The organism is Mesobaculum littorinae (assembly GCF_004011175.1).
GTDB classification, from domain to species: domain Bacteria; phylum Pseudomonadota; class Alphaproteobacteria; order Rhodobacterales; family Rhodobacteraceae; genus Tranquillimonas; species Tranquillimonas littorinae.
The window spans coordinates 80,299-92,946 of the sequence record NZ_RQXX01000009.1 but is presented as its reverse complement, the minus strand read 5'-3'; the positions used below and the strand labels follow the sequence as shown (position 1 = coordinate 92,946).

The following is a 12,648-nucleotide window of genomic DNA, read 5'->3' as shown; positions in this document are numbered from 1 at the left end:
CGGGCGACTTGGCCGGTGGCAGTGGCCATCCGGTCCGCGCGCCAAGTTTGCGTCAGAAAGGCTGGCCGCGGCGGCAGTCATGGCACCGCCGGTGGTGTCGGACGGCGGACACATCCGGGCCGCAGCCCATCGACCTGTTTCGCGTCGCACACCACCCTGAAGCACCCCGCCCCGCCCGGGGGGGAGACGGCCCGGGCAGACCCCGGGCGGTGGCCTCAGTCTTCCGACGTGTCGCCGGTCGCGTCGGGGTCCGCGGCGCCGGGCGCAGCCTCGTCCGGCGTCCCGGGTGCCTGGGCCTCACCTTCGGGGGCGGGCGTCTGCGGCGCGGGGGTTTCGGGGGCCGCAGCGGAGGGCGCTGCCTCGGGCGTGGCGGTGCCGCTGGTGCCCTGTGTCAGGGCCCCGTTTTCCCACACGCCGCTGGCTGTCTCGCCGCTGGAGTAGCGGATCGTGCCTTCGCCCTGGCGCTTGCCCGCGGCGAACTGGCCTTCGTAGACGTCGCCGTTGGAATAGGTCGCGACGCCCTGCCCCTCGATCTCGCCATCCGCCCAGGCGCCGGTATAGGAGAACCCGTCGGGCATGGTGATCGTGCCCTGCCCCTCGCGTTCGCCATCGACGAACTGGCCTTCGTAGACGGTACCGTCGGCGTAGGTGGCGGTGCCCTGCCCCTCGCGCTGGCCCTCGGACCACTCGCCTTCGTAGCGATAGCCGTCGGGGTGGGTCATCACGCCCATGCCGTCGTTCTGGGCATTGGCAAAGCTGCCTTCGTAGACCAGCCCGTCGGGATAGGTCGCCACGCCCTCGCCCGAGATCACGCCGCCCGACCACTCGCCTTCGTAGGTCGAACCATCGGCATAGGTGATCTTGCCGGTGCCGTCGGGCACGTCGTCGCGGAACTGGCCCACGTAGACCGAGCCGTCGGGATATTCCAGGCGGCCTTCGCCCTCGATCCGGCCGGCGATCCAGGTGCCGGTGTAGACGTTGCCGTTCTCGGACCGATAGGTCCCCTCGCCCTCGCGCGCGTCGGCGGCAAAGGCGCCTTCGTAGACGTCGCCGTTGGCGTAGGTGACGGTGCCCTGTCCCTGCCGTTCGCCCGCGACCAGCTGGCCCTCGTAGACGTCGCCGTTGGGCTGGGTCAGCGTGCCTTCGCCGTTGATCTGGCCGTCCTGCCAGTCGCCTTCGTAGACCAGCCCGTCGGGCATCCGCAGCGTGCCCTCGCCCGAGCGGACGCCGCGGACCAGCGTGCCTTCGTAGACCGCGCCGTCGGGATAGGTGATCGTGCCCTGCCCCTCTTTCACGCCGTCGACCCATGCGCCGTCGTAGACATAGCCGTTGGGGCTTTCCATCCGGCCCAGGCCGTGGTGCCGCGCGTTGCGGAAGCCGCCTTCGTAGCGCACGCCGTTGGCGTAGACCGCCAGCCCCTGGCCGTTGATTTTGCCGTCTTCCCACTCGCCTTCGTAGGTGCCGCCGTCGGCAAAGGTGATCTTGCCGATGCCCTGCGGCTTGCCGGCGACGAACTCGCCCTCGTAGATCGACCCGTTGGGAAAGCGCGCGATGCCGGTGCCGCGGATCTCTCCATCCACCCACTCGCCGGAATATTCGTACCCGTTGGGCAGGCGATAGGTTCCGGTGCCGTCCTGTTTGCCGTCCTGGAACGTGCCCTCGTAGACGCCGCCGTCCTCGTATTGCTTGGTCACGACTTCATCGATGGCGTCCTGCGCCCACGCCACCCCGGGCAGGGCCCAAGGGGCCGAGACGGCACAGGCCACGCCCAGCGAAATCGCCCTCATGCGAAGCCGGTCCTGCCGAGATTTCTGCACGTTACGCCCCCGTTTCGTCGCTCAGGCGGGCCCTTGGCCCAATTCCTCGGTAACCTAACCAGCGCCCCGATGGCCCGCAACGGTTTTTGCCCACGCCGCCCGCGCCGGTGACTTCACACCGCTTCACGTTCTGCTAAGGCTCACGGGCGACGATGAAGGAGCCCCGCCGCCATGCCCGATCCGCAGGATACGTTCCGCCTGACCATCGCCCAGCTGAACCCGGTGGTGGGCGATCTGGAGGGTAATGCCGCCCGCGCCCGGGCCGCGTGGGAAGAAGGCCGCGCCGCGGGCGCCGACCTCGTCGCCCTGCCCGAGATGTTCCTGACCGGTTACCAGATCTACGACATGGTGATGAAGCCCGCCTTTTCGGGCCACGCGATGCAGGTGCTCGACCAGCTTGCCCGTGATTGCGCAGACGGGCCCGCCCTGGCCATCGGCGCGCCCTATGCCTTCGGCGAGCGGCTCTACAACTCCTACGCCATCTGCCGCGGGGGCGAGGTCGTCAGCCGCGCGCTGAAGCACAAGCTGCCCAACTACAACGTGTTTGACGAACGGCGGATCTACGACGAGGGCCCGATTTCCGGGCCCGTCGCGATAGGGCCCCTGCGCGTGGGAACGCCCATCTGCGAAGATGCCTGGCATGTCGACGTGGCCGAGGCGATGGCCGAAAGCGGGGCCGAGATCCTGCTGGTGCCCAACGGCTCGCCCTATTTCCGCGACAAGTTCGACATCCGGATGAGCCACATGGTTGCCCGCACGGTCGAGACGGGGCTGCCGCTGGTCTATCTCAACATGGTGGGCGGGCAGGACGACCAGGTGTTCGACGGCGCCTCCTTCGTGCTGAACCCGCACGGCGTGCTGGCACGGCAGCTGCCCGCCTTCGACGAAGAGATAGCGCATGTCGATTTCACCCGCACCGACGCGGGCTGGCGCGCGGTCGAAGGCCCCCGCGTCGTCCATCCCGACGCGTGGGAGCAGGACTACCGCGTCATGGTAGAAGCCCTGCGCGACTATTGCGCAAAGACCGGGTTTTCAAAGGTCCTTCTGGGCCTCTCGGGCGGGATCGATTCCGCGCTGGTGGCCACCATCGCCGCCGATGCGCTGGGGCCGCAGAACGTGCGCTGCGTGATGCTGCCCTCGGAATACACCTCCGAGCATTCGCTGCAGGATGCCAAGGCCGTGGCCGAGCGGCTGGGCTGCCACTACGATTTCGTGCCGATCACCGAGGGGCGCGATGCGATCACCGCGACGCTGGCGCCGCTGTTCGAGGGGCGCGATGCCGACCTAACCGAAGAAAACGTGCAGTCCCGCCTGCGAGGCCTGCTGCTTATGGCGATGTCGAACAAGTTCGGCGAGATGCTGCTGACCACCGGCAACAAGTCCGAGGTCGCGGTGGGCTATGCCACGATCTACGGCGACATGGCAGGCGGCTATAACCCGATCAAGGATCTCTACAAGATGCGGGTGTTCGAAACCTGCCGCTGGCGCAACGCCAACCACCGCCCCTGGATGCGCGCGCCCGGGGGCGAGGTCATCCCGCAGCGGATCATCGACAAGCCGCCCTCGGCCGAGCTGCGCGCCGACCAGCGCGACGACGACAGCCTGCCGCCCTACGAGGTGCTGGACGACATCCTCGAATCACTGATCGACCGCGAAGAAAGCGTGATCGAACTGGTGCAGCGCGGCCATGACCGCGAGGTGGTGAAAAAGGTCGAAAAGCTGGTCTACCTCAGCGAATACAAGCGGTTCCAGTCCGCCCCCGGCGCCCGGCTGACGCCACGCGCCTTCTGGCTGGACCGCCGCTATCCGATCGCCAACCGCTGGCGCGACCCAAGCTGAGGGGCGCGCCCCGGTCTGACAGGGCGCTTCACGCTGACGAGGCGGACGAAGGCCACTTCGGCCCTCAGGTCCAAAGCTCGGTCACCGGGCCCGACGCGCCGTGAACCGGGTCGGTCTGCGGCGGGGGCACGGCGGCGATTCGCGGCTGCGCAGCCTGCGCCGCGTCGGGATCATCACGCAGGGCCTCGGGCGCGGCCTGACCCGGGGGATAGGCGCCGACGACGCCGAAATCGTCGCTGGACGACAAAAGGCAATGGCCGGTGCCCGCGGGCAGCACGATCACGTCGCCCGCCGCCACCTCGGCCACCGGCCCCTCGGGCCCGCCGATCTGCACGCGGGCGTGGCCGGCGCTGACGCCCAGCGCCTCGTGGCTTTCGGGGTGCCAGTGCTGGATGTCGTATATCGTCCAGTCCCATAGCCCGACCCAGCCGTTCCCCGCGAACCGCGCGCGGATCGCGTCGCTGCCGCCCGGCGCCGCCCCGCGCAGAATCAGCGCTGGCCACCGGGGATGATTGGGAATGCCGGCCGTGCCCGGCACCGAAATCCGTTCTGCCTCGCTCATCGCACATCCTTTCCGCGCCGCCGCACAGTCTGGGGCCTTTCCCTTGCGGCGGGCATGTATATGTCTGCCACTGCAACACATTTTCCGAAAACGGAGTTCCGACATGGCAGCCCCCAAGATCGCCGTGATCTTCTACACCACCTACGGGTCGAACCACGATGCCGCCGTCGTCGCGGCGGATGCCGCCCGCGAGGCCGGCGCCGAGGTCCGCCTGCTGCGCGTCAAGGAAACCGCGCCCGCCGAGGTCGTCAACGGCCAGGACGCGTGGAAGGCCCAGCTGGACAAGATGCAGGACATCCCCGAGGTCACGCCCGAGGATATGGTCTGGGCCGACGGCTACTTCTTCTCGGCGCCCACGCGCTATGGTGTCGTGGCCAGCCAGATGCGCGCCTTCATCGACACGCTGGGTCCGCTCTGGCAGGAAGGCAAGCTGGCGAACAAGACCTTCACCGCGATGACCAGCGCCCAGACGCTGCATGGCGGGCAGGAAACGACGCTGTTCAGCCTCTACACCTCGGCGATGCACTGGGGCTGCTACCTCGTCGCCCCCGGCTACTGCGACCCGGTTAAGTTCGAGGACGGCGGCAACCCGTACGGCTACAGCTTCATGGCCGGCCAGCTGGACGACACCGGCCGCAAGTCGATCTCGTTCCAGGCCCGCCGCCTGACCGAGACGACGGCCAAGCTGGTCGCCTGAGCCTTCCGGCACCGGCGGGGCGCCCAAGGCGCACCCGGCGGACCCGCCAATCCTTCCCGCCCGCACCGGAAATGGCGCGGGCGGTGTCATTTACAGGATGCATCGGCGGAGACTGGGGCCCGGACGGGCAAGCCCCCTCCGCGGTCCGGCGACGCGACACCGCTCTGTCTTGAACGCGCGGGACGGGGACGCCTTCGGGCCGCGGGCCTTCGCCTGCACGGGGACCCGCGATCGCCGTCGTGGTGCAGCCGTCCAGTCCGCCGCTTGTCCCGATGCGCCCCTTGGCCACGCGCTGGCTTGAGAATCGCGGGGGCCGGTCCGCCTCGCCCGCATGGCGGAGGAGGGCGACGGCCCCGGGCGTCCCTGTTCAGTCGGGGCGCGGGCGGTCGTCCCAGTCGTCCGACAGCATCCGGGCGGCATCGCCTTCGGGGTCGTCGAACTGCCGCCCCCTGACCGCCCAGACAAAGGCCAGAAGGCCGATCCCCCCAAGGAACAGCGAGACCGGGATCAGGATCGCCAGCACCGACATCAGCGCAGCCTCAGCGCGTTGATCGACACCGTGATCGACGAGAACGACATCGCCAGCGCCGCGGCCAGAGGCGTGGCCAGTCCGGCCAGCGCCACCGGGATGGCGACCGCGTTGTAGGCCGCCGCGACGCCGAAATTCTCGACGATCCGGCGGGTGGCCGACCGCGCGGTCGCCAAAGCCGCGGGGATCTCTTCCAGCGTGCCGCCGATCAGCACCGCGTCCGACACGACCCGCGCGGCATCCAGCGCGCTGGCCGGCGAAATCGAGGCACGCGCGGCGGCCAGGGCGGCGGTGTCGTTCAGCCCGTCACCCACCATCAGCACCTGCCGGCCCGCCTGCGTCAGGTCGGCCACGCGCGCGGCCTTGGCCTCGGGGTCGAGCCCGGCCTCCCAGTCGTCGATCCCGGCCCGCGCCGCGACCTCGGCCACCGCCGCGGCGACGTCGCCCGAACACAGGCGCACCGCGACGCCCCGGGCCCGCAGCGTGGCCACGGCCTCGGCCGCGCCGGGGCGCAGGGTTTCGGAGAACCGGATCGCCACCGGCGCGCCGTGCCCGGTGCCAAGGTAGGTCGCGGTGCCGTCGACCCGCGTGGCCCCCACCCAGTCGGCCCGGCCCAGGCGCGCGCCGCCGGAGCCCGCGACGCCGCGGCCCGGCTCTTCCCGCAGATCGCCCAGCTCGGCGGGCGCGATGCCGCGCGCGGCGATGGCACGGCCAAGGGCGCGCGCCAGCGGGTGCGAGGATGCCTCGGCCAGCGCGCGTGCGATGCCCAGATCGCGTGCGGGCAGCGCGTCCAGCCCCACCGGATCGGGGCGCCCGTCCGTCAGCGTGCCGGTCTTGTCGAAGATCACCGTGTCGATCGTCGCCAGGCGTTCCAGCGCGGTGTCGGATTTCACCAGCAGACCGTGGCGGTAAAGCCGCCCCGTCGCCGCCGTCGCCACCGCGGGCACGGCCAGGCCCAAAGCGCAGGGGCAGGTGATGATCAGCACCGCCACCGCGATGTTGAGCGACAGGCGCACGTCGCCCGAGGCCCAGAGCCAGCCCAGGAACGCCGCGGCAGCCAGAAGATGCACCGCGGGGGCGTAGATCGCCGCCGCGCGGTCGGCCAGCGGGGTATAGCGCATCCGCGCGGTTTCAGCCCGGGCTACCAGGTCGCGGATGCGGCCCAGCGCGGTATCGGGCCCAAGCGCCGTGATCCGCAGCGTCACCACGCCCGACAGCGCCACCTCGCCCGCGTGCACCGCATCCCCGGGGCCCGCGGCGACGGGCAGGCTTTCGCCCGTCAGGAACGCGCGGTCGAGGTCGGTGGTGCCGGACTCGATCACCCCGTCGGCGGCAAGGCGATCGCCCGGGCGCACGCGGATCAGGTCGCCCGGGGCCAGATCGGCGATGGCGACCAGTGCCTCCTGCCCCGCGGCGTCGACCCGGCGGGCGCGCGGCACCTCCAGCGCAGAAAGCTCGGCCGCCGCGGACCGCGCGGCACGGCGCATCCGGGCGTCCAGCAGTCGGCCCGCCAGCAGGAAGAAGGTCAGCGACAGCGCGGCATCGAAATAGGCATGCGCCCCGTGCTGGGTGGTCTCGTAAAGCGACATGCCCGCCGCCAGAAGCAGGGCCAGCGAAATCGGCACATCCATGTTCAGCCGCCCGACACGCAGCACCCGCACGGCCGAGACGAAGAAGGGCTGCGCCGAAAACGCCAGCGTCGGCAGCGCGATGGCCGCCGAGATCCAGTGAAACAGGTCGCGCGTCGCGTCACTGGCGCCCGACCAGACGGCCACCGACAGCAGCATGACATTCATCATCGCGAAGCCCGCCACCGCGAGGCGCATCAGCAGGTCGCGGCCGGCGGTGTCCTCGGACCGCGCCAGCGTCGCGGCATCAAGCTCGTGCGCCTCGTAGCCCGCGGCCTCGACCGCGGCGACCAGGGGCGCGGCCTCGAGACCCGGCGCCTCGACCGTGGCGCGGCGCAGGGTCAGGTTCACCCGGGCGGCGCGCACGCCGGGCACCGTGCCCAGCGCCCTTTCGACCGTCGAGATGCAGGCCGCACAGTGGATGCCCGGCAGCGCCAGAAGGATCTGCGAGTCGGCGTCGCCCATCAGCGCCCCCCGCCCTGCCCCGCGCCGGGCAGTCTCGGTGGCGAGCGGCGCCGCGGCACAGGCCGGACAGGCGCTGATCGCCACGCCGCCGCTCATGGCCGCACCCGCAGTTCCAGCCGCTGCCGGAAGGGCGTGCCGTCGGCGGCCTCGGCCGTCAGGCGCAGGACCCATAGCCCCCGGTGCAGATCCGCCGGCGCGGTATAGGCCGGCCCGGTCTTGGCCAGCTCCAGCACCCGGTCTTCGGACACGTTGGTAGGGCGGCCCAGGTCGGCCGAGATGCGCGGCGGCAGGATCGGGCGCCCCTCGGCATCCTCGATGCGCAGCGTCACGCGGCCGTCAGCATACGTCGCGTCGGCCTGCCAGCCCAGCGCCTCCTGCGCCTCGCGCTCTTTGTCGAAGACCTGGCTTGCGACATAGGAATTCGCGGTTTCAAGACCAGGGAAGGTGCCCACCGCCTTGACCGCCATCGTGACGTTGACGGCGATGATGATCGCAAAGGCGCCGACGGTGATGCCGGCGACGTGCCAGCCTGTCAGTTCACGGGTCATTGCTGTTCCCTTCCGTTGAAGACGCTGTCGCGCGAGGCGCGATCGCCGTTCGAGGTATCCTCGATCCAGAACCGGATGTCGCTGGCCCCGGTCTCGGCCGGGTCGGTCCCGGCGGGGGCGGTGACGTAGACACGCTGCGGCTCGGTCGAATCGGGGGCCACGCGCACGGTCTCGTATGGCGTGCCTTCAAGCGAAACGCGATAGGACGGGTGTCCCGTCACCCCGATCCGGAATGGCCGCGCCTCGCCATGCTTGTTGCGCAGACGCAGATCGTAGGTGTTGCGCACCGATCCGTCGGACAGCGTGACGAACTGCGGGTTGCGCACGGGCGCGACGCTCATCTCGATGTCGGGGCGGATGAAGAGCGCCACGATCAGCCCCACGCCCACCAGCGCCCACAAGGTGGTGTAAAGCAGCACCCGCGGCCGCAGCACGTGTCGCAAGAGCGGGCGCGGTGCCGCGCCCGCGCGTTCGGCGCGTTCGTCGGTCAGCGCGAGGTAGTCGATCAGGCCGCGCGGCTTGCCGACCTTGTCCATCACCTCGTCGCAGGCATCGATGCACAGCCCGCAGGTGATGCAGGCCATCTGCTGGCCGTCGCGGATGTCGATTCCCATGGGGCAGACGTTGACGCAGGCGTTGCAGTCGATGCAGTCACCCGCCCCGGTCTTGACCGGGATCGGCCCGCCGACGCCGGTGGGCAGGCCCGGCATCGGGATCACCGGCGCGCGACCGCCGGCCTGCGGACCCGCGGCATAGGTCGCGGCCTCGGCGGCCTCGGCCTTGGCGCGGCGGCGCATGCCCTTGCCGCGCGGCTCGCCCCGCCATTCGCGATAGGCGACGGTCAGCGTCTCCTCGTCCATCATCGCCGCCTGGATCCGCGGCCAGGGACACGCGTAGATGCAGATCTGTTCGCGCATGAAGCCGCCGAAGGTGAAGGTCGTGGCCGTCAGGAAGGCGACCGAGCCATAGGCGACCATCGCCGCCTGCCCGGTCACGAGATCGAGCGCCAGCGTCGGCGCATCGGCGAAGTAGAAGACCCAAGCCCCTCCGGTCGCGACGGCAATTGCCAGCCAGACCAGGTATTTCGTCATCCGCAGCCGCCACTTGCGCGCGTTCCAGGGCTGTTTCCACAGGCGGATGCGGGCGTTGCGGTCGCCCTCGATCCAGCGTTCCACCAGGATGAAGAGGTCGGTCCAGACGGTCTGCGGGCAAGTATAGCCGCACCAGACCCGGCCCAGCGCCGAGGTAAACAGAAAGAGCCCCAGCCCCGCCATGATCAGAAGCCCCGCGACGAAGTAGAACTCGTGCGGCCAGATCTCGATCCAGAAGAAGAAGAACCGGCGGTTGGCGAGGTCCACGAGCACTGCCTGATCGGGCAGGTTCGGACCGCGGTCCCAGCGTATCCAGGGAAGCAGGTAGTAGATCCCCAGCGTCAGCCCCATGATCCACCACTTCAGGCGTCGGAACCGGCCCGACACCCTGCGGGGAAAGATGGGTTCACGCGCGGCGTAAAGCGCGCCGCTTTCCGGAGAGGTCGCCATGGCGGATACACCTGTACTCTGTTCGCGCGCGCCTTATCGCGCCGCGGCCCGTCCGGCGCCTTGATGTGGATCAACGGTGAATGTCGCACCCCCCGGGCGAAGCGTCGGCGCGCCGCGGGGGCTGACGCTGCCGCGGTTTGAACCGCCCGCCGAGGCTGTGCCCGGGGGATCGCACCAACGGGGTCGGGACAGCCACCCCTTGCCGGACGCGGTATGCCCGGGGTGCGGGACGCCCGCGGCAGGACCCGCCACCCGCCGGCGGGCATTCAGTGCCGAGGGGGCGGCCTTTCTTCGCCGGGGGTCCGGGCGCTGCACCCCTGCGGGCCCGCCATCCCGCGCAGCTTATGGCGCCTCGTCCGAGGCGGCGTTCTGGATCCACGACACGAAGGCGCGGGCGCGCGGACGCAGCTGGGTGCGGCGGGTGACGACATGGTAGCCCCGGCCCGGCACCTCGTCCTCGAACAGCACGCGGATCCGGCCCTCGTCGATGTCGGGTTCGACGAAGGCGCGCGGGGTGGCCGATATGCCGTCGCCGCGGCGCACGCCCTCGATCACCAGGTTGCCGGGCAGGTGCGTCATCGCGCCCGTGCGCGCGCTGGTCACGCCCTGCCGGGCCAGCCAGTCGTTGACCTCGGTGGTGCCGACCTCCTGCAGCCACGGCAGGTTCAGCAGGTCCGCGGGCGATTCAATCCGGGCCTCGCCAATCAGCGAGGGGGCCGCGACGATGACGATCGACGTCTCGAACAGCAGCGTCGACTCGACCCCGGTCCACGCGCCGTCACCGTAGCGGATTGCGACGTCGATGCCCCCGGGCGCAGGGTCCACCCGCGCGGGCGTGGGGTTCAGCATCAGGTCGATGCCGGGATGCGCGGCCCGGAACGCCGACAGCCGGTCCATCAGCCACATCGCGGCGAAAAGCGGCGTGGTGGTGATCTGCAGCGGGCGGAGCGATTCCGCGCCTGTCAGCACCTCGACCTCCTGTACGATCGCGTCGAAGGCGCGGCCAAGCGTGTCGGCCAGCGTGAACCCCGCCGTGGTCAGCGCCAGCCGCCGCCCGCCGCGTTCGACCAACGGCACGCCCATCTCGCTTTCGAGCGTGCGGATCTGCTGGCTGATCGCGGCGTGACTGACGTTGAGCGCGCGCGCGGCGCCCGACAGGCTGCCATGCTCGGCATAGGCCGCAAACGCGCGCAGAGCGCCGAGAGAAGGGAGTTTTCGCCAGTCCATCGCTTAAGCCTAGCTTGCATGACGCAAATCCGAAACGCCTTTTTGCCGCGCCGCAGCGGACGCATATCCCCCGCCGGAGAGAGAGACACCAACCCCGAAGGGATACCCCGATGCTGAACATTTTCGCCCAGACGCTGATGAACGCGACCATGCGCCCCGGAACCACCCCCGTGCCGCGCCCTGCCACGCGCAAACCGCGCCGCTAAGGCGCCCCCCGGCGTGTCCTGACGCCCGGCACAGCCCCCCCGGGGGCCGGGGCCCGACTGTGGCCCTGCAAGGTGAAGCCTTGCTTTACGACGCCCGCATGATGGCGCCGCCGCCGATCCCTATCGACGGCGGCGCAGGCGCGCCCTTGCCGCAGCCAGCCCCCCAGTGAAAAAGCAAATGCGCCCATCGGGCCCGGGCCGGCGCAGAACTGCGGTCGGGCAAAGCCCCCGCCGCGGAGCCCCGTTGCCCAAGCAAAGCCGCCCTCGGGAGGGATCCCCCGGGGGCGGTGCGGCGGGAGCCTCCCCGCGGCTGCTGTATCGGACGCCGGCCCGCGTCACGTGCGCGAACAGAGTGCGGAACCGGCGCCGTATCACCCCTCTCCCGGCCCCCTCAGACGCGGGACAGGGGCAATGCGCGTGACCTATTCGCCCCCGCCCAGCCCGTGGACATAGGCGGCGACCGCGTTGATCTCAGCCTGGCTCAGACCCTGGCCGGGGCGGAAATCCTCGCTCCAGGCCGGCATGACGCCGAAGCGGGAATAGGTGATCGTCTCGGTCAGCGTCGCGGGATCGCCGCCATAAAGCCAGATCGCGTCTGTCAGGTTCGGCGCCCCGACACTGCGGTCGCCGGTGCCCGCGTCGCCATGGCAGACGGCGCAGTTGTCGGCAAAGAGCTGCGCGCCCGTCTCGGCCAGCGCCGCGTCATGATCCTGGCCCGAGATGTTGCGCACATGGGCCACGAGGGCGGCGATGTCTTCGTCCTCGAGGATGTCGCCGAAGGCCGGCATTTCAGAGTACCGGGTGTCGGGCGACTGTTCGTTGCGCACGCCGTTGGTGACGGTGAAGGCGATATCGTCGATCTCGCCCCCCCAGAGCCACGCGTCGTCCAGAAGGTTGGGATAGCCCACCGCCCCGTTCGCGCCCGAACCGTGGCACTGCGCGCAGTTGTTGCGGAAGACCGACGCGCCCGCGTTCATCGCAAAGCCCTGAAGCTCGGGGTGGTCGCCCAGCGTGGTGAGGTCGGCCGATGCGAGCTCGTCCATGATCCCCGCGTTCGCGGTCTCCACGGCGGCGATCTCCTGCGCGACCTCTTCGCGCGTGGAGTAGCCAAGAAGCCCCGGCGTCGCCTCGCGGATCATGGGCCAGGCGGGATAGGCAACGGTATAGAGCAGCCCCCAGACGACGGTGGCGTAGAAGGTCCACAGCCACCAGCGCGGAAGCGGGTTGTTGTATTCCTCGATCCCGTCCCAGGAATGGCCGGTCGTCTCGACGCCCTTGGAATTGTCCTTCTTGCTCATTTCGGCATGTCCTTTGGGATATCGGTGCCGTTGCAGGCGCAGTCGGGGCAGCCCCTGTCGCAGCCCGCGTCGCGGGCCACGGCGGGGGCGGTCCCATGCGCCGCCTCGTGTGCCGCCGGCTGCGCCGGCGCCTTCTCGTTACGGAAAACCATGGTGCTGGCATCGTCGTGGATGGCCCGCGATCCGGGACGCAGAGCCCAGCCGATGCAGCCGATGAAGAACAGCGTCAGCGCCAGAAGCACCCAGCTGTCCGCGATTTCGCGCAGGATGTGATAATCCATGACCGGACCT

At 70.2% G+C, this 12,648-nt stretch carries 11 protein-coding genes; 2 read left to right on the top strand and 9 right to left on the bottom strand.

The genetic code is table 11. The features are described 5' to 3' along the window. Positions 1-215 precede the first annotated feature (215 nt). Positions 216-1,787, bottom strand: coding sequence for an MORN repeat-containing protein (locus tag EKE94_RS17675; RefSeq protein ID WP_127907965.1), 1,572 nt, complete (start codon positions 1,785-1,787; stop codon positions 216-218). 201 nt (positions 1,788-1,988) lie between these two features. Here EKE94_RS17675 and EKE94_RS17670 point away from each other — a divergent pair, with 201 nt between their 5' ends. Further along, entirely contained in the window at positions 1,989-3,656 is a 1,668-nt protein-coding gene (locus tag EKE94_RS17670; protein WP_127907964.1) for an NAD+ synthase, read from the top strand. Positions 3,657-3,720: 64 nt separating this feature from the next. Here the strand turns inward: EKE94_RS17670 and EKE94_RS17665 are convergent, their stop codons facing one another. Next, on the bottom strand, positions 3,721-4,218 hold the full coding sequence (locus tag EKE94_RS17665) for a cupin domain-containing protein (protein ID WP_127907963.1): 498 nt from the start codon (positions 4,216-4,218) through the stop codon (positions 3,721-3,723). Positions 4,219-4,321: 103 nt separating this feature from the next. Here EKE94_RS17665 and EKE94_RS17660 point away from each other — a divergent pair, with 103 nt between their 5' ends. Then, entirely contained in the window at positions 4,322-4,915 is a 594-nt protein-coding gene (locus EKE94_RS17660; RefSeq protein WP_127907962.1) for an NAD(P)H-dependent oxidoreductase, read from the top strand. A gap of 367 nt (positions 4,916-5,282) precedes the next feature. Here the strand turns inward: EKE94_RS17660 and ccoS are convergent, their stop codons facing one another. From ccoS to EKE94_RS19175, 7 genes are all read right to left on the bottom strand, one after another. After that, the gene (gene ccoS / locus EKE94_RS17655) at positions 5,283-5,444 is read right to left on the bottom strand and encodes a cbb3-type cytochrome oxidase assembly protein CcoS (protein WP_127907961.1); all 162 of its coding nucleotides are present in this window, start codon (positions 5,442-5,444) and stop codon (positions 5,283-5,285) included. Continuing rightward, on the bottom strand, positions 5,444-7,633 hold the full coding sequence (locus EKE94_RS17650) for a heavy metal translocating P-type ATPase (RefSeq protein ID WP_127907960.1): 2,190 nt from the start codon (positions 7,631-7,633) through the stop codon (positions 5,444-5,446). The genes ccoS and EKE94_RS17650 overlap by 1 nt, the downstream gene beginning before the upstream one ends. Then, positions 7,630-8,085: a FixH family protein gene (locus EKE94_RS17645; RefSeq protein WP_127907959.1), complete on the bottom strand. Its 456-nt coding sequence runs from the start codon at positions 8,083-8,085 to the stop codon at positions 7,630-7,632. The genes EKE94_RS17650 and EKE94_RS17645 overlap by 4 nt, the downstream gene beginning before the upstream one ends. Further along, positions 8,082-9,626 (bottom strand): RdxA/RdxB/FixG family protein, encoded by a 1,545-nt coding sequence (locus EKE94_RS17640; protein ID WP_127907958.1) that lies wholly within the window; start codon positions 9,624-9,626, stop codon positions 8,082-8,084. The genes EKE94_RS17645 and EKE94_RS17640 overlap by 4 nt, the downstream gene beginning before the upstream one ends. A gap of 342 nt (positions 9,627-9,968) precedes the next feature. Next, positions 9,969-10,853 (bottom strand): LysR family transcriptional regulator, encoded by an 885-nt coding sequence (locus EKE94_RS17635; protein ID WP_127907957.1) that lies wholly within the window; start codon positions 10,851-10,853, stop codon positions 9,969-9,971. Between the two features lie 628 nt (positions 10,854-11,481). Continuing rightward, positions 11,482-12,357 carry a cytochrome-c oxidase, cbb3-type subunit III gene (ccoP, locus tag EKE94_RS17630; protein WP_127907956.1) on the bottom strand — a complete coding sequence of 292 codons (876 nt, stop codon included), beginning with the start codon at positions 12,355-12,357 and terminating at the stop codon, positions 11,482-11,484. Next, on the bottom strand, positions 12,354-12,638 hold the full coding sequence (locus EKE94_RS19175) for a cbb3-type cytochrome c oxidase subunit 3 (RefSeq protein ID WP_127907955.1): 285 nt from the start codon (positions 12,636-12,638) through the stop codon (positions 12,354-12,356). The genes ccoP and EKE94_RS19175 overlap by 4 nt, the downstream gene beginning before the upstream one ends. Between the last annotated feature and the right edge of the window lie 10 nt (positions 12,639-12,648).

What these genes read in the sequence shown, in the direction of transcription:
- EKE94_RS19175 (WP_127907955.1), bottom strand. Translation starts at nt 12,638, where the DNA reads ATGGATTATCACATCCTGCGCGAAATCGCGGACAGCTGGGTGCTTCTG.
- EKE94_RS17660 (WP_127907962.1), top strand. Translation starts at nt 4,322, where the DNA reads ATGGCAGCCCCCAAGATCGCCGTGATCTTCTACACCACCTACGGGTCG.
- EKE94_RS17635 (WP_127907957.1), bottom strand. Translation starts at nt 10,853, where the DNA reads ATGGACTGGCGAAAACTCCCTTCTCTCGGCGCTCTGCGCGCGTTTGCG.
- EKE94_RS17675 (WP_127907965.1), bottom strand. Translation starts at nt 1,787, where the DNA reads ATGAGGGCGATTTCGCTGGGCGTGGCCTGTGCCGTCTCGGCCCCTTGG.
- ccoS (WP_127907961.1), bottom strand. Translation starts at nt 5,444, where the DNA reads ATGTCGGTGCTGGCGATCCTGATCCCGGTCTCGCTGTTCCTTGGGGGG.
- EKE94_RS17650 (WP_127907960.1), bottom strand. Translation starts at nt 7,633, where the DNA reads ATGAGCGGCGGCGTGGCGATCAGCGCCTGTCCGGCCTGTGCCGCGGCG.
- ccoP (WP_127907956.1), bottom strand. Translation starts at nt 12,357, where the DNA reads ATGAGCAAGAAGGACAATTCCAAGGGCGTCGAGACGACCGGCCATTCC.
- EKE94_RS17665 (WP_127907963.1), bottom strand. Translation starts at nt 4,218, where the DNA reads ATGAGCGAGGCAGAACGGATTTCGGTGCCGGGCACGGCCGGCATTCCC.
- EKE94_RS17670 (WP_127907964.1), top strand. Translation starts at nt 1,989, where the DNA reads ATGCCCGATCCGCAGGATACGTTCCGCCTGACCATCGCCCAGCTGAAC.
- EKE94_RS17645 (WP_127907959.1), bottom strand. Translation starts at nt 8,085, where the DNA reads ATGACCCGTGAACTGACAGGCTGGCACGTCGCCGGCATCACCGTCGGC.
- EKE94_RS17640 (WP_127907958.1), bottom strand. Translation starts at nt 9,626, where the DNA reads ATGGCGACCTCTCCGGAAAGCGGCGCGCTTTACGCCGCGCGTGAACCC.